Here is a 25,075-nt window from a genome sequence, read left to right as displayed (position 1 = left end):
TTCGCCGCGGACTACTCCGAACGGTTCTGTTGGGCGGTCTTCATATCCCTCTATCGACGTACGGTCTACTCGTTAAAGCCGACCTCATCAATCAGACGAATTGCTGCACCACGATTGGCCGCAACCGCATTAAGCGGCAAATCATCATGGACAAAAGTGCCCCAAGCCCGAACCTGTTCAGACCAGGCAACGCCCGGTTTGACCGGATATTCAAAATTGATATCGGCATACATATGCTGGGCTTCGGCACCAGACAGGAATTCCACCAGCTTGATGGCATTTTCCTTGTTCGGCGCATACTTCATCAGCGCCACACCCGAAATATTGACATGCGTGCCACGATCGCCCTGATTGGGGAAAACGATGCGGACCTGTTTGGCGGCATCGGCCTTGTTCGGGTCATCAAGCATCTTGCCGTAATAATAGGAATTGCCAATCGCTACGTCACAGACGCCCTGCGACACTGCCTCGATCTGATCGGTATCGGCACCCTGCGGCTTGCGGGCCAGATTGTCCTTAAGGCCGGTCAGCCAGGTTTTGGTTTCGTCTTCGCCATGATGGGCAATCATCGAGGCGATCAGGGCGATGTTATAAACATGCATGCCGGAACGCACACAAATGCGCCCCTTCCATTTCGGATCAGCAAGCTCTTCATAGGTCGTGATGGCGTCCGGCTCCACCCGATCAAGCGAGGTATAAAGCACGCGTGCACGGGTCGTCATCCCCACCCAAAGCTTGTCTTCATCACGGAACTGATCAGGGATATTCGCATCCAGAACGGCACTTTCGATCGGTTGGGCGATATCGGCATCGACTGCATCCTGAATGCGGCCGATATCAACGGTCAAAAGTAGATCGGCCGGGGTATTGCGCCCTTCGTGCTTGATGCGCTCCACCAGTCCACTTTGCGAGAAAAGCGTATTGACGCGAATACCGGTTTCCTCGGTAAAGCGTTTGAACATCGGTTCGATCAGAAAGGGCTGTCGGAGCGAATAGACATTAACTTCCTCTGCGGCATGGGCGGCGGGATACACGGACAACCCCATCGCGGAAACAACAAGACCAAGAACGGTTTTGCGCAGAGAAATCATAAATGCCTCGTTTGGATCAGCTGCAGGTCGCACAGCAATTAGGAATGATTTGTATTTGCTGTGGCCGAAATTAAAGGGCCCGCCCCGCCTTTTGCAAGCAAGAAAACCACATAAGAGCCATACCCGAAGTCACGAATGCGCGACCGCATCCGGCCTGTGACCGCATGCCGAAACTGAAAAAAGGGGTGGCATTACACCACCCCTTTCAAAAAGCTCATCAAACTCAGTCGGTTTGACTATTCGTTATAACCGATCTCATCGACCATCTTGATCGCATCCGGGCTCAGGCGGGCAATCTCGGCCAACGATACTTCATCGGCCTTGAACGTGCCCCAGGACTTCACATTTTCGGCCCACTCGACACCCGGTTTGACCGGATATTCGTAATTGACCTCAGCATAGATGCCCTGCGCAACATCACCGGCCAGGAATTCCATCAGCTTGATGGCGTTTTCGCGGTTCGGCGCATCGGCGATCAGGCTCATGCCCGAAATGTTCATCGACATGCCACGACCATCCTGGTTCGGGAAGATAAGGTTGACGGCCTCTGCCCAAGGACGCTGTTCTTCGTTATCGAGCATCTTGCCGTAGTAATAGGTGTTGCCGATCGAAAGATCGCAAACGCCTTCCTTGATCGCCTTGACCTGTGCGCGGTCATTGCCTTGCGGCTTGCGCGCCAGATTGTTTTTAAGACCTTGCAGCCATTCCTTGGCTTTTTCCTCGCCATGAACAGCGATCATCGAAGCAAACAGCGCCACGTTATAAACGTGCGTGCCGGAACGGGTGCAAATGCGCCCTTCCCATTTCGGGTCGGCAAGGTCTTCGTAAGACGTGATCTCGCCTTCTGCCACGCGCTCCTTGGAGGCATAGATCGCGCGACCACGCTGGGTCAGAGCAAACCAATGACCTTCCGGGTCGCGCAGGTGGGCCGGAATATTGGCATCAAGGGTGTCATTCGAAACGGCCTCAGTCACGTCGGCGTCAACTGCCTGCTGGATACGGCTGATATCGACGGTCATCAGGATATCGGCCGGGCTGTTCGCGCCTTCCTGCTTGATACGTTCGACCAGACCTTTTTCAGCAAAGATCACATTGACGTCGATGCCGGTTTCAGCGGTGAACTTCTCAAAAAGCGGCTCGACCAGAAATTCCTGACGCAGGGAATAGACATTAACTTCCTGTGCCATCGCGGTTGTCGCAGCCATCGCTGTTGCGCCAAATACCGCACCACCGACGAGTTTCTTGATATCCATTTGAACGATCCCTGTTGAGTTTGACCCTGTTGAATTTGGGTACGCGTTGAAACGTACTGACGTTGCAACTCACTTGCACATTCAATGCAATTAAGATCAACTCGCATTTAATTCAACACAAATTTGCAAGACAGGGTGTCAAAATGTGACGGACTTCACTTCTGAAGTCATGCCTGGGCACAACGTCGGGCCGTATCAAAGAACGTTAAACGACCCGCCACTCGATTGCTTCCAGGCATTAAGGAATTCCTGATAGGCGGGAATGTCCCCTGCCCGTTCTTCAAGCCAGCCAACGGTCAGATTGATCGCATGGTTATAGCCATCATGATCGGTCATCCCGGTATGAAGCGCATGACGCAGATACAGCAAATAGGTATTCAAAACATCGGTCTCGCAATAGCGACGAATGCCATCAATCTCGCCATTGTCATACATGTCCGAAACCTTGCTGCCATCGACCCCGGTCTTGCCCGGCAGATCAAGGGCGGCGCAAACCTCGTTCATCTTGGTCCGGGCCGATGCACCATAATCGGATAGAACTTCCGCCAGATCGCAATGCCAATGCGGTGCATAGCGCGCGGTATAGTTTTCCCACTTGTTGGACGCCTGATGCAACCAGCGGGCCGAAACGCCATGTTTCATCGCGCGGTATTTCAACACCGGCAGATCAAAGCCACGACCGTTGAAACTGACCAAACGCGGATAAAGCTTGCCGCAATAGGCAAAGAACCCGTTCACAAGGTCCTTTTCCTCGGATGTCAATTCGCCGCCGGATCGCAATTCTTCGATCTCGTACATTTCGGTATCGCCATCACGTTGAATGGTCGCGCGCAGGAAGCTGATCGCCACCACCTTGTGAAACGGCTGGCGCGGGAAGCCATTGCGGCCACTGGTGATTTCAAGATGATAGTCTTCCAGCATCTTGCGCCCGGCTTCAGGATCCGGCGCGGTTTCCCCGGTCAGCTGCGGCAGAACATCAATATCGGGCACGGTTTCGATATCAAAAACGAACAGGTTGGTATGCATCATGACGGCCCCCGATTATCTGTGCCCGATTGGTTGGTTTGCCCAACATAACGGCAAAGTCCGATAAATTCACGGGCAGAGTTAAACCAATCGCGCCCACTACCGTAAATCACATTACCTGACATCTCCTGCCATCCCTGTCAGGAGCATTCTGCAATGATATCAGCACGGAAACACCCATCACGTCGGCGTTATAATCGACACCGGGGGTTGCGCGCATTCTAACCACACGTCTAGAATTGCCGCACCTGTATCAGGGGCACGGTCAATTTGAAGTTCAGGATCACACCGGATCCCAATCTTTGCGGGCTTCCCGCACCGACCATGCATTTGATGCGATTCCGGACCGCAACCACGAAGGGACAGAAGGATGAAAACCCTGCCTACCGGAGCCGCAATGCTTTTGGCCGCTGGCCTTGCATTTACTTCTCATTCAAGCGCAAACGCGCAAGATGCCACATGCGAGATTGATCGACCGGTGATGTTTGCCGGTCTCAATTACGACAGTGCGCTTTTCCATAACGCCGTTGCCCGCTTCATCATTGAAAAGGGCTATGGCTGTCAGACCGATGCCCTGCCCGGCGATGTCATCCCGCTTTTGACCGGGGCTGGCAAGGGCGATGTTGATATCGTCATGGAAATCTGGCGCGACAACGTTGCCGAAGCCTGGACCAAGGCCGAAGAAGCCGGCAATGTCAGCCAGATCGGAGTTAATTTCGATGACGCCGTCGAAGGCTGGTTTGTGCCGACCTACGTCATCGAAGGCGACGCAGATCGCGGGATTGAGCCGATGGCGCCTGACCTGAAATCGGTCGATGATCTGGCGAAATACACCGAACTGTTTGAAGACCCCGAAGAACCCGGCAAGGGCCGCTTTTATAACTGCCCGTCGGGCTGGGTCTGTGAAAAGGTCAATTCGGCCAAACTTGGTGCCTATGACCTTAATGACAGCTTCACCAACTTCCGCCCGGGCACCGGTGCGGCCCTTTCGGCTGCCATCGCATCGGCGCATAAGCGCGGTAAACCGGCCCTTTATTACTATTGGGGCCCAACCTGGGTGATGGGCCTTTATAACAGCACGCGTCTTGAAGAACCGGCTTATGACAAGTCGATCTTTGACGCGCTAAAAACAGAAGAAAACCCGACCAAGGCAACCGCCTACCCGCAAAGCACGATCACAATTGGTGTGAATAACGACTTCAAAGCCGCCGCACCAACCCTGATCACCTTCCTGACCAACTACGAAACCAGCAACGCGCTGGTCTCGGAAATGCTGGCCTATATGCAGGAAAACAACGAAAAGCCTGATGGGGCGGCCATGTATTTCCTGAAATCCAAGCCGGATGTCTGGAAAGCGTGGGTGCCTGCGGATGTTGCAGCACGTGTTGAAAGCGCGATGTAAGTAACACCACCAATAAATTACTCAATCACCCTGCAGGAGAAATCCTGCGGGGTGTTTGTTTAGCAAGAAAAATACGACGATAATTGAATAAACTAGGTCGGCCGGGATCCATCCTCAACAGCCGCCAACTGGCAGTGTGTAAGGCGCTTGAAGCGCCATGCGGCCCATAGAAGATACACAAGGTTCGCGATCTGGCGAATAATCGGCAGCGCAACGATAGCTGCCAAAACACGCCATCGGTCAAGCTGGCGCCAGATCAGAATGAAGGCATCAGCACCGGCATGCCATTGCCCATCTGAATCCAGGGCGCGCATTTGCTTTAACCCTTCGACAAGGGAGATGCCGTGCTTTTCAAGATCACCTGCGTGTTCCGTGATGTCCCGCCATTCGAAAACGCCTCTTGGCGCGATCTTGCGGTAGTAATTGATTTCTCTGGAACACAGACCGCATTTTCCATCAAAGAACACAGTGATCATCGCAACCTCTCAGGAAAACAATATTGTCTATGATTTACGGCTTTGGCAGGCCTCTGGATTATCAATCACAGGAATAGGCTACCAAAAGAAGTCAGGAGATGTCAGTCAGAGTTCGATTTACGGTCGCGCGGTCCACGTGATCTTGTTAGGCTCTTACGCTCATTGATTTTTTGAGCAGATCGGGCCAATTGCGCCATGTTTCCAGAACAGTTGAATGTGCCTTTGGGCAAGTGGGTCAATCAGTTTGTTGATTGGCTGGTGGTCAATTACGGCGCGGCGTTTGAGGCCTTTGCCGACAGTTTGCTGACCGTTTTGGTGGCACTCGAGCAGGTCTTGCGTGGTGCACCCTGGTGGGTGGTCTTGATCGCCATTGCCGCGATCACCTGGCATGCCAGCAAGAACTGGAAGCTGGTTGTCGGGCTGGTCATCGCCATGTTTGCCATTGGCATGCTGGGTCTTTGGGACAAGGCAATGCAAACCCTTGCCCTGATGATTGTCGCGACATCGCTATCGGTTCTGATTGGCATTCCGGTCGGCATTGCCATGGCAATGTCCAATCGTTTGCGGGCCGTCATGTTGCCGATCCTTGATACGATGCAGACCATGCCGAGTTTTGTGTACCTGATCCCTGCCCTGATGTTGTTTGGGCTTGGTAAGGTTCCAGCGATCCTCGCCACGGTGATTTATGCGGCCCCGCCCGTCATGCGCCTGACTGACCTTGGTATCCGCCTTGTTGATCAGGAAGTACTCGAAGCGTCGCGATCCTTTGGTGCCAGCCGCAAGCAGATCCTGTTTGGTGTGCAGTTGCCACTCGCCCTTCCCAACATCATGGCCGGGATCAACCAGACGACGATGATGTCAATCTCGATGGTGGTGATTGCCTCGATGATTGGCGCGCGCGGATTGGGCGAGCAGGTCCTGATGGGTATTCAGCGTCTGGACGTTGGTGCGGGCATGGAAGCCGGCGTTGCGATTGTTCTTCTGGCCGTGGTGTTTGACCGGATCGGTCAGGCCTATGGCAAGCGATCACAACGATCGCACGATGCGGAGGACGCATAATGAGCTACATCGAAATCCGCAATATTTTCAAAATCTTCGGACCTGATCCGCAATCCGCACTTGAACTGGCAAAGGGTGGCGCGGACAAGGATGAAATCCTTGCAAAAACCGGTCATACGGTTGGTCTTCACGATGTATCCCTGTCGATTGAACAAGGGGAAACCTTCGTCGTCATGGGCCTGTCTGGATCAGGGAAATCGACCCTGATCCGCCATCTTAATCGGCTGATTGATCCGACAGCGGGCGAAGTATCATTTGGTGGCGAAGATATCCTTGCCATGGATATTCCGACCCTCAATGCCTTTCGCCGCAAGCGGCTTGGTATGGTGTTTCAACGCTTTGGCCTGCTTCCCCATCGCAATGTGATGGATAACGTTGCCTACGGGCTCGAAATCCAGGGTACCGCGCGCAAGGAACGCGAAGCAGCCGCATCTAAATGGATCGAACGTGTCGGTCTGGCGGGCTATGAGGCCAAATATCCCGATCAATTATCGGGTGGTATGCAGCAACGCGTGGGCCTTGCCCGGGCCCTTGCAACCGATCCAGAAGTTTTGCTGATGGACGAGGCTTTCTCCGCCCTTGATCCGCTGATACGGTCTGACATGCAGGATGAGTTGATGAAGCTTCAGGCGGAGCTTCATAAGACGATTGTTTTCATCACCCATGATCTGGACGAAGCGCTTAAGATCGGGGATCGGATCGCAATCCTCAAAGACGGCAAGCTTGTGCAGGTCGGGCGGCCAGAAGAAATCGTGCTTAGACCCGCCGATGATTATGTGCAGGCCTTTACCCGAGATGTGAACAGATCACGCGTCTTGCGCGCAAAGTCGATTATGGAGCCGATCACGTCTGGAGAAAGCCAAGCGGTAAATGAATACTGGCCGAGCATTGCGGCAAATGCACGTCTTGCCGATATCCTGCCTGTTGCGCTTGCCAATGGCACGTCAATGACGGTGCGTGATGCCAAAGACACTGCGATTGGGACACTGTCGCCACAGCAGATTGTCGAAGCACTGGAAGGTTAAGCCAGAGCGCATTGCGAAAGCTTAGCGGTCAATAATCTGGCAGCGCCGGAAGTAACGCAATTCAGATTGCTCTGCCGCGTCGGCGGTTGATTGGTGAATGATGCGATAAAGGCCGCTATCACCTGCGCGATTATGTTCGGTGGCTATGATCAGCCACAGAAAACCATTTTCATCAGCGCGTGCGCGGTCTGTTGGCGATGGCAGGGCCTTGCCATTGGGGTGGGAATGAAAACATCCCACAACGCGCTCCCGCTTTTGCCGCGCTGTGCGATGCACATCGATCAAGGTTTGCGGATCTATTTCAAACGTGGTCAGCCGATCTTCCGCAACGTTGCGCGCAAACACAACACGGTCGATCCGGTTCGGGGTATCGATGGAGGCAATCAGAAGGCCACATGCTTCCTCCGGCCATTTAACAGCGGCGAAATCGCGGATTTCTTCGAGAAGCGCCTTGCCAAGCGCGATGTGGGTCTGATCATCGCCACCAGATGAGCTGTTGTTTGCGATCCCCTGCCCGTTTGCCATCGCTGCACACGCCCTTGTGGTTTCAGACTACTGCGCGTCCTGTTGCAAAAGGATACGGCCAAGGACCTTCTTTTCGCTTAAGGAGACAATAACGAGACGTGCGCTGTCACCGTGCCGACCTTCGATATGGAGCGTTGCCTGCGGACCATCGACAGAATAGCCAACAAGACGTTCACCTTCTTCAAGGTCGATAACGACATCACCGAACGCGCCAAGAGCACTTTGCGCGGCCGCATTATCGCCACCTGCAAATGGCACGGACGGCGTCACCGTTGGCGTATTTTGCTCGACACTTGTGTCTGGGGCGTTCTTTTCAAGCGACAGGCCATAGACGACAAGTCCGATACCCACCACGATCAGAATGCCCATGAACGCGACCAGAGCCTTAACTACACGCATCGTATTTCCAACTGACAAAGTTTGATGAAACCTGCATGCTCGCCACACGCGCGATCATACGTAACCTGTTTCAAGGCCATAGCGACAAGCACGATCAATTGCAAGGCAACAACGCCAAATGAAGCAAGTTGTCGCAATTCGTTGCAATCGCCGGACAAAGCGCTAAAAGCGGCGAACACATGCATCATTACAGTCACCAAATCAAACCATGCCAATAGCAAACGATGTCTGAAAACCTGACCTATACCGCGACAGACCAGGACGAAGGTGCCCGCCTTGATAAGGTGTTGGCGACCGCCTGGCCCAATCAGTCGCGTTCGCGGATCAAGGCCTTGATCGAAGACGGTCAGCTTTGCGTCAATGGCACGCCTGCGGCCAAGATGTCTGCCAAGGTCAAGGCTGGTGATGTTTTTGATCTGAGTGTGCCCGAACCGGAAATGGCCGAACCGACGCCCGAAGACATCAAACTTGATGTGCTTTTTGAAGATGAAGACCTGCTGGTGATCAACAAGCCTGCTGGCATGGTTGTTCATCCTGCGGCCGGCAATGAAAGCGGAACGCTTGTGAATGCGCTTCTGGCCCACTGCGGGGACAGTCTTTCGGGTATTGGCGGGGTTAAACGCCCGGGGATCGTGCACAGGCTGGACAAGGACACCAGCGGTGCAATGGTGGTCGCCAAGAACGATGCCGCCCATCGCGCCCTTTCAAACCTGTTTGCCGAGGACAAGGAAAACATCGAGCGCGCCTACCTTGCGGTCGTGTGGGGTGTTCCCCGCCCCCGCTCAGGTGATATCGAAGGCAATATTGGCCGCAGCCCGAGCAATCGGAAAAAGATGGCAGTGGTCAAAAAAGGGGGAAAATATGCCCTCACACACTACAAGACTCTGCAGACTCGCGACGACTCGTTGGCGTCCCTTGTTGAATGCCGCCTTGCAACCGGACGGACGCATCAAATTCGTGTTCATATGAACCATATCGGGCACGCACTTGTATGTGATCCGGTTTACAGCCGAAACAGACCAGCGGGCAAACTCAACCTAGAAGCGCAACAGATTTTGAACGCATTCAACAAACAGGCGCTGCATGCCCGAACGTTAGGATTTCTGCACCCTCGCACCGGTGCCTATATATCCACAGAGGCACCTATACCTAGTGACCTTTTGGCACTGATGAAGGCCCTGGAACTATACCTTTGAATAGTTGATACTAGCCTTACTGTCTAATTTTCCATTGACGGTTTCTAATACTCCCGTATAAGCTCCTAAAAAGTGCAAGGGGTAAAATGCACTTTTAGAAAGCAATACGGGAGGCTTTGATGAAGCAAGGAAACGCTCTTCCAACTATCTCTCAAGATGGTCTCACGGTATACCTTCAACGTATACGCCGCTACCCGATGCTTACCCCGGAACAGGAAACGACCTATGCCTGCAATTTCCGGGACAAGGATTGCGATAAATCTGCTGAAAAACTGATTACCAGCCACTTGCGCCTGGTCGCCAAGATCGCGATGAGCTACCGCGGTTATGGCCTGCCGATCAATGAACTCATTTCCGAGGGCAATGTCGGCCTGCTGCAATCGGTAAAACGCTTTGACCCGGACAAGGGCTTCCGCCTTGCGACCTACGCAATGTGGTGGATCCGCGCCGCCATTCAGGAATACATCCTGCATTCATGGTCGCTTGTGAAAATGGGTACGACTGCGGCACAGAAAAAGCTGTTCTTCAACCTGCGCAAACTCAAAAGCCAGATGCAGGCAATTGATGAAGGCGACCTTCAACCTGAACAGGTCGAACTGATCGCAACCAAACTCAATGTGTCCGAAGATGACGTTGTGATGATGAACCGCCGCCTGGCCGGACCGGATCACTCACTGAATGCGCCGGTCCGTATTGAGGGTGACGGTGAATGGGTCGACTGGATCGAAAGCGATGACGAAGATCAGGAAACCCTTTATGGCAAACGCGAAGAATTCCTGCAGCGCATGAGCATGCTCAAAAACGCGATGTCGCATCTCAATGATCGTGAACGCGATATTCTGACGCAGCGCCGCCTGCTTGAAAGCCCGGTCACGCTTGAAAACCTGAGCCTTGCCTATGGCATCTCACGCGAACGCATCCGTCAGATCGAAGTACGCGCCTTTGAAAAGGTCCGCAAATCGATCCATACGGACCTGCCCCACTAATACTGCCTGCTTTGCGTCCCTTCTGAAACAACTTGCGGCGGACAATGTCCGCCGCTTTCTTTTTTGCATGGTCTTTTTCAATCAGGTCACGCAGAGATCAGTTCCCGGACCGATCCACTTCCTTGATCAGACTATCGCCCCAGGTTTTTATAAGTCCGCGCTGCTTCTTGCGCAATTCACTGACACGACGCTGGGCTGCCAGGTTCAGAACGTTGGCAACAATTGGTGGCATGGCGAGGTATAGAAGCCAACCAAGCCCTGCTGCCCCATACATGATCGACAGCGCCAGCGGCTGGAAAACGGCCTGCGTTGCCCCGCCGACCGTTTGCGATGGCTGCATCCAGACTTCCAGAATATAGGGCGCGACCCCTGAAAAGTTCAGGCCGAAGACACACCGCGCCATCGTCCTGCCCGCACTGCGATCAAAGATAAAGGCCACAAGGGATGGCAACAGCCCGACCGTCAACGTGATAAATGTTGGAAGTGCCACCATGAACAGCAGCACGGCGGATGCAATAACCGACAAGCCGGAAAATGCGCTGCGACCGCCTTTTTTTGTGCCTGCTCGTTTACCCTTTGCCATGGCGATCCCTTAAAAGATATGCATCAAGAACAGCGCGGACACTGTCAGTAGTGCGATCATGGTAGACGCGAAAGCAGCCGCCTGTTGCCCGACCTTTTCGGCAAGCTCCATACGGGCCGGCCCCGACGATTCAAGATCAAACACTTCGCTTTCCGCTTCGGAATATTCCGCGACGGCTTCGACAAACTCTGACTGATCCTTGCGACGTTCCTGTTCGTCATTGATCAGGTTATACAGTTCGACAAGATTGCCGCGCTTGGCCAGTTTGGGAATCTCGGTCTCGACCCGTTCACGACGTGCCTTGCTATGGAATACCTTGATCGCCGGTTCCATCAAACGCGCAACCCAATGCGACAGGTTCTGCAAATTGTCCGGCCCATGACGCCATTGCACAATCGCCAACATGCTGATGATTGCGCGACTATATTCGACCTCGTCAGATGGGTTTTGCATCGCCAACAACTGCCCTTCGACATCGTCCTCAAGGCGGGCGGCGATGAAGGCGGCGATATGACGATCCACCGGCCAGCTTTCTTCGGATGCGGTTTCGGCTGCCTTTTCAAGGGCTGGCAGCAGATCTGCTATCTCGACGACATATTCCTCTTCGACAAGCGGGCTCAGGCAATGCTGGTTGCGCACGGTCGCATAGAGGCAGCGTTCATACCCGTAACCGGCACTTTGCTGCTGAATGTAATAGCGCAGGTTCTTGTATAGCTGTTGTTGCCTCTGGACCTCGGGGCTGTATCCCATCTGACGGCCAAACCAGAAAGATGGAATATCGCGCACGATCACGTCGGCAAAACGTTGGGGCCCCTTTCCATGTTGGACATCATAGGACAGCATGAAACCGAGCCCGTCGACCATCGACGAAAAGCCCTTGAACCGGATCGGCCCTGCCGGATCCAGAATCAGGATGGACCGCGCAACCAACACGTCCTCTGCCGACCGTTTATCCGTCCCGGCCCACTGCAGTTGTCGCATGGCATCCGATAGGGCCTTGGCGCGATCATTATCGCCAAGGCCGCGCCGCAACCAGACTTCGACCGTGCTGTCACGCAACGGGCCAAGCGCGGTTACCCAGTTCTTGGCGATCCCCTGCGCCAGTGAACGCACGGTATAATAATCCCGACCAGCCAGGTTTTGAGACCGCGCTGCCCGCTTTTCTGTATTGGCCTGAACCGGTTTGGTCCGTCTTCCGTCCAGCCATGCGTTCAATTCGGCCAAGCCCCAGCGTTCTTCGGGGTCATCACACAACAGACCACGAACCGGTTCAATCAGAACAAGCGGAAGCTTTTCGTGTGATGCGATTGCCTGAAACGACCCTTTGGCCAGTTTAAGTTCGATAATTTCCTGGTCATTCAGCTTTTTGAGTGGCTGGCGACCGATGCCAAGCTCGGCCAAAGTCATGCCAAGCGCATAGAAATCGTCGGTCGCATTGCCTGAACCACGACCGGCAGGATCAGCACTCATACGTGCTGTGGTCTCATAAACCGCTGGCTGATCATAACCGGGCGGGCCACTGGCACAATCGCCAAGCACGACCTTTTCACGCATGGGATCGGCAAAGAACAGGTTATCGGCGCGAATATTGCGGTGTGCCAGCCCCTTCTCACTGAATGCCTGCATGGCATTCATCAGCGGCTCAACCACAACCGTGGCAATATCATGCTCATCGATGGCGAGTTTCTTGTGTTCGCGCGCAACGACCTTTCCGCCTGCCGGCTTTTCATAGAAAAGCACCATCGTCTTGCGACCAATTGGCGGCCAGTAGGCGGTTTCATAATCGATAAGGTCAATCTGACCGGCCATATGCATACCGGCCAGGAAGGTCAGATGGTCATGGCGGGTCGGAAGAACCGGATCGGTTACCAGCGCAAAGGCGCTACCCTCTTCGCGGCGGAGATTGTCAGCCGAATAGGCCTTGCAGTGGCCCATATCGAATTCGGGCATCCGCAAATCCAGAAAGACGCGAAAATTGCCGATCTCGACACTTTTGCCGCCTGCATTGATCGCGACACCATCAAGCTCAGGGGATTCTTCGGGTTCCTCAGGCGCAGGTGCACCGCCGCCCGGTGCATCCATCACCGGCCCTGTCGCAGCACCATTCGAAACGTCCTGTTCCTGATCTTCTGCTTGCTCTGCCATGGTCCCGATATTTCTTTACAGGTTATCATTCCCTGAGTGACACACTTACTTGGGCCAAAAGTCTTCCTGACCTAACCCTCAGAACGCTATCCTCAAAAGGTTGATAAAACGATACTTGTGATCCCCCCTGTCGGCAAGCTGTTATCCCTCAGGCGCAGTCACGGATGAACAGTAAAACCCGCAACTGCAAACAAAAAAGCCACCAGTCATAAACTGGTGGCTTTCGAAGTTCGCAAATTCAGGCGATCAGGCGCTGAACGGATCGTGCACCAGAATGGTGTCATCGCGCTCCGGGCTGGTTGACAGAAGCGCAACCGGAGCTTCAATCAGCTCTTCGATGCGGCGAACATATTTGATCGCGGTTGCCGGAAGATCGGCCCAGCTACGCGCGCCCATGGTCGTTTCCGACCAGCCGTCGATGGTTTCGTAAACCGGCTTGGCTTTTGCCTGCAGACGCTGGTTGGCCGGCAGATGATCATAGATTTTGCCATCAATGTCGTAACCGGTGCAGATCTTGATTTCATCAAAGCCATCAAGAACATCCAGCTTGGTAAGCGCAATACCGGTGATGCCGTTGACCTTGACAGACTGACGGACAAGGGCTGCATCAAACCAGCCACAACGACGCTTACGGCCGGTGACGACACCGAACTCGTGACCGCGCTGACCAAGACGTTCGCCGTCTTCATCAAACAGCTCGGACGGGAACGGACCTTCACCAACACGGGTGGTGTATGCCTTGGTGATACCCAGAACATAACCAACACCCGACGGCCCCATACCGGAACCGGCAGCAGCCTGACCGGAAACAGTGTTCGACGAGGTCACAAACGGATACGTACCGTGATCAACGTCAAGCATGGTGCCCTGTGCGCCTTCGAACAGGATGCGTTTACCCGCTTCCTTGAACTGATTAAGCGACTTCCAGACAGTGTCGGAGAACGGCAGGATTTTCGGTGCGATTTCCTTAAGCTGCGCAAGCAGTTCCGCCCCGTCGACTTCCGGCTGCCCCAGGCCACGCAGAAGTGCGTTATGGTGGGTCAGAAGGTTTTCGACCTTGGCTTCAAGCAAATCAGTGTCTGCCAGATCACCTACGCGGATGGCACGGCGGCCAACACGATCTTCATATGCCGGGCCAATGCCACGACCGGTGGTGCCGATCTTGTTGTCGCCCGAAGCCGCCGCTTCGCGCGCACGATCAAGATTGCCATGCAGCGGCAGGATCAGGCAGGCATTTTCGGCCAGACGCAGGTTTTCCGGGGTGATATCCACGCCCTGCTCTTTCAGGCGGCCGATTTCGGCAAGCAGCGCCCACGGATCAACAACAACGCCGTTGCCGATCACCGAAAGTTTGTTTTCACGGACGATACCTGACGGCAGCAGGCTCAGCTTATAAGTGGTTCCGTCGATCACCAAAGTATGACCGGCGTTGTGACCACCCTGGAAACGCACAACAACGTCTGCCCGTTCGGACAGCCAGTCGACGATCTTGCCTTTACCTTCGTCCCCCCACTGGGAACCGATCACGGCAACATTGGTCATCGCAAAACTCCTTGCGCGATAAAAAGTTCGTTCGATTAGGCGTTCAGCGGCACAACCTGACCGCCGATATAAATATGATTGCAGCCCATGCCTTGTGCTTCGATGCGTGCGGCGGCTTCGGTTTTGGCCTCGGCCGCACCTTCAAGGGCGGCAACGGTGTAATGGCCTTCTGCACGCAATTTGCGCGCTTCACGCTGTGGCGTACCAAGCGGCAGATAAACACGATCAACCGGCTCAGCATCAGGAAGACCGCGCAAAATACTGTCCATATAAAGCGACATACCCGTTGCGGCTTCGCCCGAGGCCCCCCCGGCACGATAACGGCCACCGCGGCCGATTTCGCCGCGGACGTTACGCGCAAACAGCGTAAAGCTGACGCCGGTCTGATAGCGGAAACCAGCCATCTCGACCGGATCAATGGTAAGTGCAGCATCAAGGCCGGACGCCAGAACGCGTTCTGCGACATCGATCAGACGATAAAGTTCCTCAGACGCACCAAGCGGCAGTTCGAGTTTTTTGAGTTTCGGCAAAGCGGACTGCGCCGGGCCAGCGGCCTCAAGCAAGGCCACCAGAACACCGGTAACTTTGCCATCAGCAGCACGAAGGGCCGCGACATCACGACGTTCAAGCGCCTCGGTCAATACTTCACGGTCATCGCGTGACACACCAAAGGCATCAAAAAGACGCACCGGGAGTGTTGGCAAATTAAGATCAACCGAAACATCCGGCAAACCGATGCTTTCCAAAGCTTCGAGTGCGAGCAGAACAATCTCGGTATCAGCAGCAGCACTCGACACACCGATCAACTCGGCACCGACCTGTGCGAACTGGCGTTCCGGGCGCAGATGCGATCCCTTGATCCGCAAGACATCGCCGGAATAGGAAAGACGCAGAGGACGCGGCGCATCAACCAGACGGGTTGCTGCAATGCGTCCAACCTGGGGGGTCATATCGGAACGAACGCCCATCATGCGGCGGGACTCAGGGTCCATCAAACGGAACGTCTGGGTCGACAATTCCGGAGCAGCACCTTCAAGCAGGCTTTCTTCGAACTCGACCAGCGGGGTTTTCACGCGGTCATAGCCTGCATGTGCCAGACTGGCCATCAGCTTTTCACGGATTTCAGCTTCCCGTGCAGCGGTTCCTGGCAGGACATCCTGCAGGCCGGCGGGCAAAAGAGCTTTCCTGGCAAGTTCGGTCATTTTGTGTGCTTTCCCGGACGAGGCGCGCAGATTTAAATTGATAATATCCCGAGCAACGCTCAGGGCTCACTATCCGGTAGCGGTTACTACCGCGTTGTGCCGGACAGAGCAACGGGGAAAAACCCTTTAACGCAAATAATACGTACGAACTATTTCCTAGCTGGCCGCAAATTCGGCTTTTACCACCGCATATGCCCAATCGAGCCAAGGCAGCAAAGCCTTGATATCGCTGGGCTCAACGGTTGCACCGCCCCAAATACGCAGTCCCGGAGGCGCATCACGATACCCGTTGATATCAAGTGCGACATTTTCCGCTTCAAGAAGCTGCGAAATCTTTTTCGGCAGCAAAGCCTGCTGATCGGCAGACAGACCAAGCGCCCATGGATCGACAATCTTGATGCACATCGAGGTGTTTGAGCCGGTTGCCGGATCCTCGGCAAGGTCGGCAGGCCAGTCGCTGCTGGCAAGCCACGCATCAAGATGCGCCCGGCTTGCACGGGTACGCTTCAAAAGCCCTTCAAGGCCACCAATCTCTTCGGCCCATTTCAAGGCATCAATGGCATCTTCGACAACCAACATCGATGGCGTGTTGATGGTTTCCCCGCGGAAAATGCCGTCAATCAGTTTGCCACCCTTGGTCATGCGGAAGATTTTCGGCATTGGCCATGATGGCGTGTAGCTTTCAAGGCGTTCAACGGCACGCGGGCTCAGGATAATGATCCCGTGACCACCCTCGCCGCCCAGAACCTTCTGCCAGCTATAGGTCACGACATCGAGCTTGTCCCACGGCAGTTCCATGGCAAAGATGGCCGAGGTCGCATCGCAAATGGTCAAACCCTTGCGGTCGCCGGCAATCCAGTCGCCATTGGGCACGCGAACACCGGCCGTCGTGCCGTTCCAGGTAAAGACAACATCGCGATCAAAATCAACCGATGCCAGATCCGGCAGTTTGCCGTAATCGGCTTCAAGGGTACGCACATCATCAAGCTTGAGCTGCTCGATCACATCGGTGACCCAGGTCGCCCCGAAGCTTTCCCACGCCAGCATATCAACGCCACGTGCACCCAGCATCGACCACAGCGCCATTTCAACGGCACCGGTATCGGATGCCGGAACCACACCCAACAGATAATCTTCTGGCAGGTTCAAAATTGCGCGCGAACGGTCAATCACCTCTTCAAGGCGTTGCTTGCCCAGCTTGGATCGATGTGAACGGCCAAGGATCTCCGTCTGCAATGCGTCTGCGGACCAACCCGGGCGTTTTTTGCACGGACCCGACGAAAAATTCGGGCTGGTCGGACGAGTAGTCGGCTTTGCAAGTACGGCAGTCTGGGCCATCTGTAAGTTCCTGAGAAAGAAGGATAACCAATGCAGGTTGGTTCAGAATATTCAAGCGATCCGATCCTATTGCCCCAAAGGCAAAAGTCAAACGCCTTCCACACAGACATGACAGCCATTTTTGCATGGCTGAAACGAACCGCCACAAACATTCATTCGTTGGTTTATGCGCCTTAGAACGGGATGTCGTAATACCAAGGCGCAAACAGGCTGAACGCAATCCAAAGAATGATGATCAGAGGTGTCCCTGCCTTCAGGAAGTCGATAAACCGATAGTGCCCCGGCCCCATGACAAGAAGGTTGGTTTGATACCCCACTGGCGACGCAAACGAACAGTTGGCCGCCATCACCACCGCAATCGCAAAAACATGTGGCTCCACGCCAAGTTGCTGCGCCATGCCAATGCCGATGGGCGTAAAAAGAACCGCACAGGCATTGTTGGACAAAACGTTGGTAAAGCCCGCCACAATCAGGAAGAACAGCGACAGAATAACTGGTGCGGGCGCCCCGCGGGTTGCCGCCAACAACTGATCCGCAACGAATTCCGCGCCGCCAGTCAATTGCAACGCATTACCAAGCGCTAGTGCAGCGGCAACAAGCAAAACAATCTTGCGATCAATTGCACGCGATGCCTGACGCAAATTAAGCGCGCCGGATGCAATCATCAATCCGGCACCAATAAAGCTTGAAACCATGATCGGCACGACACCGGTTGCCGCAAGCGCAATCACGCCCAGGAAAATGGCCGCAGCCCGACGCGCATGGAATGGACGGGGCAAGGTTCTGGTCGACCATTCCAGCAACACAACGTCGCGGATGGTGCGAAGGGCCTCGACATCCTCTGATCGTCCCTGCACCAGCAAAACGTCCCCGGCCTCAAGCCGGATTTCAGTCATCTGGCTTCGGATCATGCGCGAACGACGCTGGATACCAAGTACAAGGCACTTGTACTGATAGCGGAAACCGATCTGCTCAAGGTTAAAGCCAATCAGGCGCGACCCCGGCGGCAACATGACTTCGGCCAACAACTGCGTTGATTTTTGCGGGGCTTCGTCACCGTCTGCACCAACGGCGGCGGCATCTGAATGCAACAATCCCGGGTCCTTTTGCAGGGCCTCGGTCAGTGCCTTGCGGGTGGCGGCAACCACCAGAACGTCGCCCGCCTGAATTTCCATATCGTCTTCAAACGGCGGCAGTTCAGCATGTTCGCGCCGCACTATCATCTGAACGGTGATATTTGGCAGGTTCTTGAAGAACCCGGCGACCGGCTTCGTGCCAATCATGTTGGCCGCTGGCCCAACCGTGATCTGGGCGATGAACTGCTTGCCACTGCTATCGGGATTGGCAAGTTTGCTGCGCATCGATGCCAGCGCCGGAAGCAGGCGCGGCGCAATCAACAGGACATAGACAAAGCCGGTCAGGGCAAGCACGCTGCCAATCGTTGTGAATTCAAAGAATTCAAGCCCCGGCATGCCGAGTTCGATCAGGGAACTTGATACCAGAAGGTTGGTCGATGAACCAATCAGGGTCGTCATGCCACCAAGGATCGCCGCATAGGAAAGCGGGATCATCAATGCCGACGGGGAACGTTCAATACGCTCGGCAAGTGCCTGAATAATCGGGATAAAGATAACAACAACCGGCGTATTGTTCAGGAAGGCCGACAATACCATCACCACGAACAACCCGACGAAAATCGCAATCGAGGCATTCTTTCCGCCATGTTCGGTAATCAGACCGGCGATGTAACTGACACCCCCGGTCAGGACCATCCCCTGCCCGACAACCAGTAAGGACAACACCGTCAGCAAGGCCGGGTTGGCAAAGCCCGACATGACCGTGGCAGGCCCCATCAGGTTTTCACCATCCGCATCAAGCAGCGGGAAAAAATCAAAGAAAAGCAAAAGCGTTGCGATAAGAGCAATACTGGTCAGTTCGAGCGAGATGCGCTCCAACCCATACAGAACAAGCGATCCGGCAACGAGTGCTAGGACCACCCACATCTGCATCGGCGTTGCAGAACTGGCAACAACACTTTCGAGCACGATAAACTTTCCCCTGTAAAGCCTGCATTCTTGCGGTTATCGCGCACCTTTGCACCGGCGAGATCTGTCCACAATCGTTTCATTTTGCCTTTTACTTAGACGAAAGCCCTATAGCCCGGTCAATAAAAAAACAAAGCAAATCAGTTCGAATGCGGATTAGTCGGTAGAATACCTCTGACAGAATGCAGGCCCCTTGAACAAGGAAAGGCGGGCAAATACCAGATTGCCCGCCCTTTTGAATTCATTGCCCGACACCGCCAGGCCAATCACGTCGGAACCGTGATTTCCCCTTTGAGATACTGCACGGCTTCGCCCTTGAGATGCACACGGTCACCGTCGATTTTGCAGGCAACCACACCACCGCGCGCGGACGCCTGATATCCGACAACATCGACCTGCCCCAGTTTTTCTTCCCAATAGGGCCCAACGACACAGTGCATATAACCGGTGACCGGATCTTCATTGATGCCAAGTGCTGGCAGGAAATAACGTGAAATCATATCAAGTCCGGTTTTATCGCCGGGTGCCGTCACAATCACACCGCGCCCTGCCAATTTGCCCAACGCCGACATATCCGGGCGCAAATTTCGCACAATGGCAGCGTCATCATAGACAATCACAATATCCGTATCGCGGCTTACCACGCCAAATGTCTCGGCGGGCTTAACTCCGCCAAGGGCTTCAAGCACCTCCTCAGAGACAGGTTCACGCTTGATCGGTTGTTTCGGGAAGTTCAGGACAATCGCATCACCTTCGCGCCGGGCGGTCAAAACGCCGCTTTGGCTTTGCAACTTGATCAGATCGCCCTCAAAACCAAGCCGATTGAAAATCACAAATGCACTTGCAAGCGTCGCGTGGCCACACAGCGGCACCTCGACGGTCGGCGTAAACCAACGAATATGGAAATCGGCCTCGTCACCCGCACTTGGCACGAAAAATGCCGTTTCCGAGAGATTGTTTTCCATTGCGATTTTTTGCAGCACGTCATCAGGCAACCAATCTGACAAGGGCACAACCGCCGCCGGGTTGCCGGCAAACAAAACATCGGTGAAGGCATCGATCTGATAGATCGGCAGGGTTTGGGTCGTCATCGTCTTATCCTGAACTCGGCATATGTATGATGTACAAGTCGATACATCGTCTGCGTTATTGATGATTTGGGTTCGCCTTTACAAGGCCGTTTGAATGGCCTGCTTGACGACCACAAGATCTTCGTCGCGGGTCCGCCAGTTGCTGAATGCCGCACGGAATCCGAAACGACCGCCGTAAACCGTTGGTGTCAGGAAAACCTTGCCGGTTTCATTGATACGCTGGAGCAAGGCCCGATTCTCGTCATCAGTTCCACGCGATGCGAACATTGTCACATTGAGTTTGGGCTCACGCAGTAGTTCGAGCTTCTCATGGGTTCGAATCCACGCGGCCAGGTTTGCCGCCTGATCACAGTTTGCCCGGATGATGGATGCAATTCCGTCGCGACCATAAGCCGTCATCGCCATCCAAAGCGGCAACGCGCGGAATCGTCTGGAATTTTCGACCCCGCGATTGATATAGCTATTCCCGTCCGCCTTGGTATCGAGGTACGGCGCGAAGGCCCGACAGCATGTCTCCAGCACCGAAATATGCCGGGTCAGGAAAATCCCGCAATCATACGGAACATTGAGCCACTTATGCCCGTCTGATGTGATGGAGTCCGCACGTGCTATTCCCCTGGTAAGGTGGGCACGACGATCATCCAGGGCAGCGAAAAAGCCAAATGCGGCATCGACGTGAAGCCATGCGCCAAAGTCCCTGCACAAATCGGCAATCGCATCAAGGTTATCGAAGTCCGTCGCATTCACGGTTCCGGCCGACGCAATAACGATCTTGGCGCGCGCCTCACTGGCCGCAAGTTTGGCCTTGAGGTCGGCAATATCGGTTTCTTCCGATCCCGGTGTGGTTGCAACCTTGGTAAAGCTGTTGCGACCAATGCCGGCAATCGACAAATCCTTGATCATGCTGGCGTGCGGACTCGCGGCAAAAATCTCGATATCTGGCAGAACGCTTGCACCATCGGCGTCGACATTCACACCAATCTGTTCACCACACCATTGCCGGGCCGCAACCAGACCCAAAAGGTTTGATACCGTTGCACCGGTCGTCAACACACCATCAAACGTATCTGACGGCACACCACCCAGTTCACACAACCAGTTGATGACCTGTTCTTCAACCGCGGCATTGACCGACCCTTCCGGTCCGGTGGCATTTTGATCAATTGCACTGACAAGCCAATCGCCGACAAGGGCGGCTGGCGTCGTGCCGCCGGTAACAAATCCAAGATAACGAGGACCAATTGATGCGGCGAGCAGCGGCAGAATTTCTTCCTTCGCTGCCCGCAACGCATCAAGCGCACCGCGTCCCTGCCCCGGCATGGGGCGCGAGGGGTCAAAGGCAGAGAAATCGCGGCAGGTTACATCCATGTTATCCGCACCCTGAATAAAGCTGTGCGCGACATCACCTGTTTCCACAAGAATGCGGCCAAGTTTTTCAAGGTCATCAAACATGAGATGACGTTCATCAACAGTGGGGCTGTCGTCTGAACGATTTGAAATGCTGTTCATTTGTTCTCTCCTGAAAGGATGCGCGCAAAGTCGGCGCGATCAATGTTCGCCCCGGTCAACACAACGGCGACCTTTTTGCCAATATTGCTTTCGCGCTGCGCAATCGCAGCCGCCAGCGGCACGGCACCTGCCCCCTCGGCAATGGTGTGACACGAACTGAAATAAAGGCGCATGGCATCCGTGATCTGTTCATCATCGACAGCAACAATGTCCGCAGCACCGCTTTTAATGATCTCAAACGCGCCCGGATCGGGGCTACGACAGGCAACCCCGTCGGCGAATGTATTGGCCGTTGGTGTCTGGATGATTTCACCGGCCATGAATGATTGACGTATGGCATCCGCACCCGTTGCGACCACACCAATAATTTCGGTCTTAAGGCCCAGCGCATCACGCACCGTGATCAGCGAACAAATCCCGGATCCCATGCCAACCGGCACATAGATACGATCCAGACCGGAAATAGCGTCAAAAAGCTCCAACCCATAGGACGCGACACCACGCACAAGTTCCCGATGGAACGGCGGGACCATTACAAGGTCTTCCTTGGTGGCAAGTGCCTTGGCGTATTCGGCTGCCTCCTGGAAGTCATGACCATGCTCAATCACCTCTGCACCCCAGGCCCGCATGGCGGCGTTCTTTTCAACGGAATTGCCATGCGGGACAATAATGGTCGCAGGCATACCAAAACGGCTGGCCGCATGGGCAAGGCTCTGACCATGGTTGCCCCGTGTCGCCGAGATAATCCCGCGGTTCACATCAACCGACTTTCCGAGATAACGACAAAAGGTCAGCCCACCCCGGATTTTGAACGCACCAAGTCGGGTATGGTTTTCGTGTTTGACATACAGGGACAATCCTGTGGCGCGATCAAGCAGCGGCCACTGAATTGTCGGCGTTGGTGCAACATATTGATGCACAAAATCCGCAGCCTCGCGCAACTCACCCGTATTAAACATTGTATTGTATCCCTGATAGATCAAAATCGTGACAATTTGCGTTTACAGCAGATTCCCGCCGAACGGAGGCACAATGGGAGCAAAGTGCCTCCGTCAAACGCGGCGGTGGCGAGCCGCGCCGGGGGAAACCTTACAGGAACGGCTTTGACAGTTCCTGTTCGATATCTGATCGGGTCAGCCCGACATCCTTAAGCATATGATCATCAAGCCTTTGCAAAGCGAGACGATCGCGCGAATGCGCCTGCAGACGGGCAAGATATTCAGCCGCAGAGATCATCACACCAGTGATCGCGGCACGCCAGGTCACAGGCTGTTTGGCCTGTTTGGAGGTGCTTGCTGTGCGCTCAGTGACATTGATGCCAGGAAGCTGGATTGTATCGTTACAATTTACCATTTCCATCTCCTTTCGGTGAATTGTCTCGATATTGTTTTGTCATTGACATTGCAATTGTGTCAATTTAAACATTGTCACCATGACAATATGGTTCCCGAAACTTGATGAGGCTGGTGGTCCTGTTTATCGACAGATCGCGCAAGCCATCCGCAAAGCAGTCAAAGACGGCTCTCTGAAACCCGGAGACCGACTGCCCACCCATCGCGACCTCGCCTATCAACTTGGCGTCACGGTTGGCACAATTACCCGCTCCTACCGCGAGGCGGAAAGATTGGGGCTGGTGGCTGGTGAAGTTGGCCGCGGAACCTATGTGCTCGACAATATCCAATCGGAACTTGATATGGCGGCCACCGCCCCGATTCCGATGGCATTTACCAACAACCTCACCCAGTTGGCGCGATCTACAGGTACTGCGCCATCGACGAACTCCCAATCAAACGAGACCGAAGATACCGGACCGATCAATTTCAGGATGAACTGTCCCCTCCCGCCAAGGGAAGGCCGCATTCGCGAGACCCTGGTTGAGGTTGCGACCACCATGTCGACAGACGATATGGTGTCGTACAAATCGGAATATGGCGTTGCCCATCAGCGTGAAGCGCTTGCTTTTTCCGCCGGAAGATTGGGTCTGGATGACAATCCGGAACGCGTTTTACCAACGGCTGGCGTTCAACATGGCATGACAGTCTCGCTGCTGGCGACAGTGCGCCCCGGCGATCTTGTCCTTTGCGAGGAACTCACCTATCCCAACCTGCGCAGCCTTGCCAATTTGTTGCAATTCCGTCTGCGCGGTGTGGCCATGGACGACGACGGCATCATGCCTGACGCGCTCGAAAACATGTGCCGCACACAAAGCCCGCGTGCGATTTATCTGATGCCGACGCTGCACAACCCGCTGTGCAGCACCATGAGCCAGAAGCGCCGCATCGAAATTGCCGAAATCCTGCGTAAATATGATCTGACATTGATCGAGGACGGCATTTATCATTTCCTTGATCCCGATGCCCCACCCCCGCTTTCTTGCTTTGCACCGGAACGCAGCATTTATCTTGATGGCGTATCAAAAAGCATCGGTGGTGGTTTGCGTGTCGGTTATATCCATGCACCGGGCGAAATGATCGGCAAACTTGCCAGTGCAATCCGGTCCACCTGCTGGATGGTTTCAACCATCAACCTTGAACTTGTCACACGCATGATCATGGATGGCAGCCTTGCCCAGTTCGAGGCATGGCACCGCGAAGAAGCGGCCAAGCGCCTCGCAATCGTGCTCGGTACGCTCAAGGGTTACGATATCCGTTTCCACCCGACCAACTATCACATCTGGCTGGAACTTCCCGAACATATCGACACCAGTGAATTGGTGATGGATGCGGCCAACAATGGTGTTCTTCTGACTGCGGCACAGCAATTCGCTGTTGGCCACGTGCCAAGGGGGATGCGCCTGTGCTTCGGCGCAGAACGATCCCCCGAAAGATTGCGCCGCGGCGTGCAAATCGTCGACCGACTGCTTCAGAGCAGTGATTTTGGCAATTCTGTCGTCATGTAACGCACGTTTTTCTTGTGCATGATGACCGTGGAATTTTGAGGCGAAGTCACGGTTCTTACTGGCATTTCAATTATTTCCGCACGCAACGCTTGACCGCGTGATTGCGTTGCTTCCAAGATATGCTGCAGGAGCTTCTTGCCCCTACTTGATACCTTGATCTTGGGCAGCAGAAAGTCAGCAGATGCCAGTTTCCCGCCTTGACGCAGATGATTGCGGTTTCCCGCATTTCCGTATTCGCAGCCCACACAAAGACCAACAGCCGAAAATATTCGATTTTTCATCG

23 protein-coding genes are annotated in these 25,075 nt (G+C 54.4%); 6 read left to right on the top strand and 17 right to left on the bottom strand.

The features are described from left to right. Nucleotides 1–65: 65 nt before the first annotated feature. From TH4_RS09715 to TH4_RS09705, 3 genes are all read right to left on the bottom strand, one after another. Complete coding sequence (locus tag TH4_RS09715; RefSeq protein ID WP_083997042.1) at nt 66–1,091, bottom strand: Fe(3+) ABC transporter substrate-binding protein; 1,026 nt, start codon at nt 1,089–1,091, stop codon at nt 66–68. Between the two features lie 236 nt (nt 1,092–1,327). Then, the gene (locus TH4_RS09710; protein WP_064780889.1) at nt 1,328–2,344 is read right to left on the bottom strand and encodes a Fe(3+) ABC transporter substrate-binding protein; all 1,017 of its coding nucleotides are present in this window, start codon (nt 2,342–2,344) and stop codon (nt 1,328–1,330) included. 195 nt (nt 2,345–2,539) lie between these two features. Continuing rightward, nucleotides 2,540–3,373 (bottom strand): 3'-5' exonuclease, encoded by an 834-nt coding sequence (locus TH4_RS09705; RefSeq protein ID WP_245227811.1) that lies wholly within the window; start codon nt 3,371–3,373, stop codon nt 2,540–2,542. Nucleotides 3,374–3,740: 367 nt separating this feature from the next. Here TH4_RS09705 and TH4_RS09700 point away from each other — a divergent pair, with 367 nt between their 5' ends. Then, entirely contained in the window at nt 3,741–4,772 is a 1,032-nt protein-coding gene (locus tag TH4_RS09700; protein ID WP_064780887.1) for an ABC transporter substrate-binding protein, read from the top strand. Between the two features lie 92 nt (nt 4,773–4,864). On the opposite strand, the gene TH4_RS09695 is transcribed toward TH4_RS09700, so the two are convergent. Continuing rightward, nucleotides 4,865–5,248 (bottom strand): thiol-disulfide oxidoreductase DCC family protein, encoded by a 384-nt coding sequence (locus tag TH4_RS09695; protein ID WP_064780885.1) that lies wholly within the window; start codon nt 5,246–5,248, stop codon nt 4,865–4,867. 195 nt (nt 5,249–5,443) lie between these two features. On the opposite strand from TH4_RS09695, the gene TH4_RS09690 reads away from it, so the two are divergent. Both TH4_RS09690 and TH4_RS09685 read left to right on the top strand, forming a co-directional pair. After that, a complete protein-coding gene (locus TH4_RS09690) occupies nt 5,444–6,307 on the top strand; it encodes an ABC transporter permease (RefSeq protein WP_064780883.1) in 864 nt (287 codons plus the stop codon). Then, on the top strand, nt 6,307–7,332 hold the full coding sequence (locus tag TH4_RS09685) for a quaternary amine ABC transporter ATP-binding protein (RefSeq protein ID WP_064780881.1): 1,026 nt from the start codon (nt 6,307–6,309) through the stop codon (nt 7,330–7,332). The genes TH4_RS09690 and TH4_RS09685 overlap by 1 nt, the downstream gene beginning before the upstream one ends. A 21-nt stretch (nt 7,333–7,353) precedes the next feature. Here the strand turns inward: TH4_RS09685 and TH4_RS09680 are convergent, their stop codons facing one another. Then, nucleotides 7,354–7,857, bottom strand: coding sequence for a M67 family metallopeptidase (locus tag TH4_RS09680; protein WP_064780879.1), 504 nt, complete (start codon nt 7,855–7,857; stop codon nt 7,354–7,356). A gap of 27 nt (nt 7,858–7,884) precedes the next feature. Continuing rightward, nucleotides 7,885–8,256 carry a hypothetical protein gene (locus TH4_RS09675; RefSeq protein WP_064780877.1) on the bottom strand — a complete coding sequence of 124 codons (372 nt, stop codon included), beginning with the start codon at nt 8,254–8,256 and terminating at the stop codon, nt 7,885–7,887. Between the two features lie 224 nt (nt 8,257–8,480). On the opposite strand from TH4_RS09675, the gene TH4_RS09665 reads away from it, so the two are divergent. Together TH4_RS09665 and rpoH are read left to right on the top strand one after the other, a co-directional pair. Next, complete coding sequence (locus TH4_RS09665) at nt 8,481–9,452, top strand: RluA family pseudouridine synthase (RefSeq protein WP_064780873.1); 972 nt, start codon at nt 8,481–8,483, stop codon at nt 9,450–9,452. 119 nt (nt 9,453–9,571) lie between these two features. Next, the gene (gene rpoH / locus TH4_RS09660; protein WP_040823769.1) at nt 9,572–10,438 is read left to right on the top strand and encodes an RNA polymerase sigma factor RpoH; all 867 of its coding nucleotides are present in this window, start codon (nt 9,572–9,574) and stop codon (nt 10,436–10,438) included. 97 nt (nt 10,439–10,535) lie between these two features. On the opposite strand, the gene TH4_RS09655 is transcribed toward rpoH, so the two are convergent. From TH4_RS09655 to TH4_RS09610, 10 genes are all read right to left on the bottom strand, one after another. Next, on the bottom strand, nt 10,536–11,021 hold the full coding sequence (locus TH4_RS09655; RefSeq protein ID WP_063089899.1) for a hypothetical protein: 486 nt from the start codon (nt 11,019–11,021) through the stop codon (nt 10,536–10,538). Nucleotides 11,022–11,030: 9 nt separating this feature from the next. Further along, complete coding sequence (locus TH4_RS09650; RefSeq protein WP_064780871.1) at nt 11,031–13,166, bottom strand: serine/threonine-protein kinase; 2,136 nt, start codon at nt 13,164–13,166, stop codon at nt 11,031–11,033. A gap of 246 nt (nt 13,167–13,412) precedes the next feature. Continuing rightward, nucleotides 13,413–14,708 carry an adenylosuccinate synthase gene (locus TH4_RS09645; RefSeq protein ID WP_063089905.1) on the bottom strand — a complete coding sequence of 432 codons (1,296 nt, stop codon included), beginning with the start codon at nt 14,706–14,708 and terminating at the stop codon, nt 13,413–13,415. 35 nt (nt 14,709–14,743) lie between these two features. Continuing rightward, a complete protein-coding gene (locus tag TH4_RS09640) occupies nt 14,744–15,910 on the bottom strand; it encodes an ATP phosphoribosyltransferase regulatory subunit (protein ID WP_008890830.1) in 1,167 nt (388 codons plus the stop codon). A gap of 156 nt (nt 15,911–16,066) precedes the next feature. Beyond that, the gene (locus TH4_RS09635; RefSeq protein WP_064780869.1) at nt 16,067–17,248 is read right to left on the bottom strand and encodes a phosphoserine transaminase; all 1,182 of its coding nucleotides are present in this window, start codon (nt 17,246–17,248) and stop codon (nt 16,067–16,069) included. Between the two features lie 173 nt (nt 17,249–17,421). Then, on the bottom strand, nt 17,422–19,293 hold the full coding sequence (locus TH4_RS09630) for an SLC13 family permease (protein WP_083997041.1): 1,872 nt from the start codon (nt 19,291–19,293) through the stop codon (nt 17,422–17,424). 266 nt (nt 19,294–19,559) lie between these two features. After that, nucleotides 19,560–20,384, bottom strand: a complete 825-nt coding sequence (locus TH4_RS09625; protein ID WP_064780867.1) for a PhzF family phenazine biosynthesis protein — start codon at nt 20,382–20,384, stop codon at nt 19,560–19,562. Between the two features lie 78 nt (nt 20,385–20,462). Further along, a complete protein-coding gene (locus tag TH4_RS09620; RefSeq protein WP_083997040.1) occupies nt 20,463–21,893 on the bottom strand; it encodes a pyridoxal phosphate-dependent decarboxylase family protein in 1,431 nt (476 codons plus the stop codon). Further along, nucleotides 21,890–22,852, bottom strand: a complete 963-nt coding sequence (locus TH4_RS09615) for a threonine dehydratase (RefSeq protein ID WP_064780865.1) — start codon at nt 22,850–22,852, stop codon at nt 21,890–21,892. Before TH4_RS09615 ends, TH4_RS09620 begins: the two co-directional genes overlap by 4 nt. 130 nt (nt 22,853–22,982) lie before the next feature. After that, nucleotides 22,983–23,246, bottom strand: a complete 264-nt coding sequence (locus TH4_RS09610; RefSeq protein WP_064781034.1) for a DUF1127 domain-containing protein — start codon at nt 23,244–23,246, stop codon at nt 22,983–22,985. 79 nt (nt 23,247–23,325) lie between these two features. Here TH4_RS09610 and TH4_RS09605 point away from each other — a divergent pair, with 79 nt between their 5' ends. Next, nucleotides 23,326–24,792, top strand: coding sequence for an aminotransferase-like domain-containing protein (locus tag TH4_RS09605; RefSeq protein ID WP_064780863.1), 1,467 nt, complete (start codon nt 23,326–23,328; stop codon nt 24,790–24,792). Here TH4_RS09605 and TH4_RS20770 read toward each other — a convergent pair. Further along, nucleotides 24,756–25,073, bottom strand: a complete 318-nt coding sequence (locus TH4_RS20770) for a hypothetical protein (protein WP_167351201.1) — start codon at nt 25,071–25,073, stop codon at nt 24,756–24,758. The two genes, TH4_RS09605 and TH4_RS20770, sit on opposite strands and share 37 nt — an antisense overlap. Between the last annotated feature and the right edge of the window lie 2 nt (nt 25,074–25,075).

Origin of the sequence: Thalassospira tepidiphila MCCC 1A03514 (assembly GCF_001662875.1) — a bacterium.
In the GTDB taxonomy this organism is placed as follows: domain Bacteria; phylum Pseudomonadota; class Alphaproteobacteria; order Rhodospirillales; family Thalassospiraceae; genus Thalassospira; species Thalassospira tepidiphila.
The sequence above is the reverse complement of the archived record's forward strand: the minus strand, read 5'-3'. Positions and strand labels throughout refer to the sequence as shown.

Excerpts from the sequence above, each read along its gene's own strand:
- TH4_RS09715 (WP_083997042.1), bottom strand. The coding sequence starts at position 1,091 with ATGATTTCTCTGCGCAAAACCGTTCTTGGTCTTGTTGTTTCCGCGATG.
- TH4_RS09710 (WP_064780889.1), bottom strand. The coding sequence starts at position 2,344 with ATGGATATCAAGAAACTCGTCGGTGGTGCGGTATTTGGCGCAACAGCG.
- TH4_RS09705 (WP_245227811.1), bottom strand. The coding sequence starts at position 3,373 with ATGATGCATACCAACCTGTTCGTTTTTGATATCGAAACCGTGCCCGAT.
- TH4_RS09700 (WP_064780887.1), top strand. The coding sequence starts at position 3,741 with ATGAAAACCCTGCCTACCGGAGCCGCAATGCTTTTGGCCGCTGGCCTT.
- TH4_RS09695 (WP_064780885.1), bottom strand. The coding sequence starts at position 5,248 with ATGATCACTGTGTTCTTTGATGGAAAATGCGGTCTGTGTTCCAGAGAA.
- TH4_RS09690 (WP_064780883.1), top strand. The coding sequence starts at position 5,444 with ATGTTTCCAGAACAGTTGAATGTGCCTTTGGGCAAGTGGGTCAATCAG.
- TH4_RS09685 (WP_064780881.1), top strand. The coding sequence starts at position 6,307 with ATGAGCTACATCGAAATCCGCAATATTTTCAAAATCTTCGGACCTGAT.
- TH4_RS09680 (WP_064780879.1), bottom strand. The coding sequence starts at position 7,857 with ATGGCAAACGGGCAGGGGATCGCAAACAACAGCTCATCTGGTGGCGAT.
- TH4_RS09675 (WP_064780877.1), bottom strand. The coding sequence starts at position 8,256 with ATGCGTGTAGTTAAGGCTCTGGTCGCGTTCATGGGCATTCTGATCGTG.
- TH4_RS09665 (WP_064780873.1), top strand. The coding sequence starts at position 8,481 with ATGTCTGAAAACCTGACCTATACCGCGACAGACCAGGACGAAGGTGCC.
- rpoH (WP_040823769.1), top strand. The coding sequence starts at position 9,572 with ATGAAGCAAGGAAACGCTCTTCCAACTATCTCTCAAGATGGTCTCACG.
- TH4_RS09655 (WP_063089899.1), bottom strand. The coding sequence starts at position 11,021 with ATGGCAAAGGGTAAACGAGCAGGCACAAAAAAAGGCGGTCGCAGCGCA.
- TH4_RS09650 (WP_064780871.1), bottom strand. The coding sequence starts at position 13,166 with ATGGCAGAGCAAGCAGAAGATCAGGAACAGGACGTTTCGAATGGTGCT.
- TH4_RS09645 (WP_063089905.1), bottom strand. The coding sequence starts at position 14,708 with ATGACCAATGTTGCCGTGATCGGTTCCCAGTGGGGGGACGAAGGTAAA.
- TH4_RS09640 (WP_008890830.1), bottom strand. The coding sequence starts at position 15,910 with ATGACCGAACTTGCCAGGAAAGCTCTTTTGCCCGCCGGCCTGCAGGAT.
- TH4_RS09635 (WP_064780869.1), bottom strand. The coding sequence starts at position 17,248 with ATGGCCCAGACTGCCGTACTTGCAAAGCCGACTACTCGTCCGACCAGC.
- TH4_RS09625 (WP_064780867.1), bottom strand. The coding sequence starts at position 20,384 with ATGACGACCCAAACCCTGCCGATCTATCAGATCGATGCCTTCACCGAT.
- TH4_RS09620 (WP_083997040.1), bottom strand. The coding sequence starts at position 21,893 with ATGAACAGCATTTCAAATCGTTCAGACGACAGCCCCACTGTTGATGAA.
- TH4_RS09615 (WP_064780865.1), bottom strand. The coding sequence starts at position 22,852 with ATGTTTAATACGGGTGAGTTGCGCGAGGCTGCGGATTTTGTGCATCAA.
- TH4_RS09610 (WP_064781034.1), bottom strand. The coding sequence starts at position 23,246 with ATGGTAAATTGTAACGATACAATCCAGCTTCCTGGCATCAATGTCACT.
- TH4_RS09605 (WP_064780863.1), top strand. The coding sequence starts at position 23,326 with ATGACAATATGGTTCCCGAAACTTGATGAGGCTGGTGGTCCTGTTTAT.
- TH4_RS20770 (WP_167351201.1), bottom strand. The coding sequence starts at position 25,073 with ATGAAAAATCGAATATTTTCGGCTGTTGGTCTTTGTGTGGGCTGCGAA.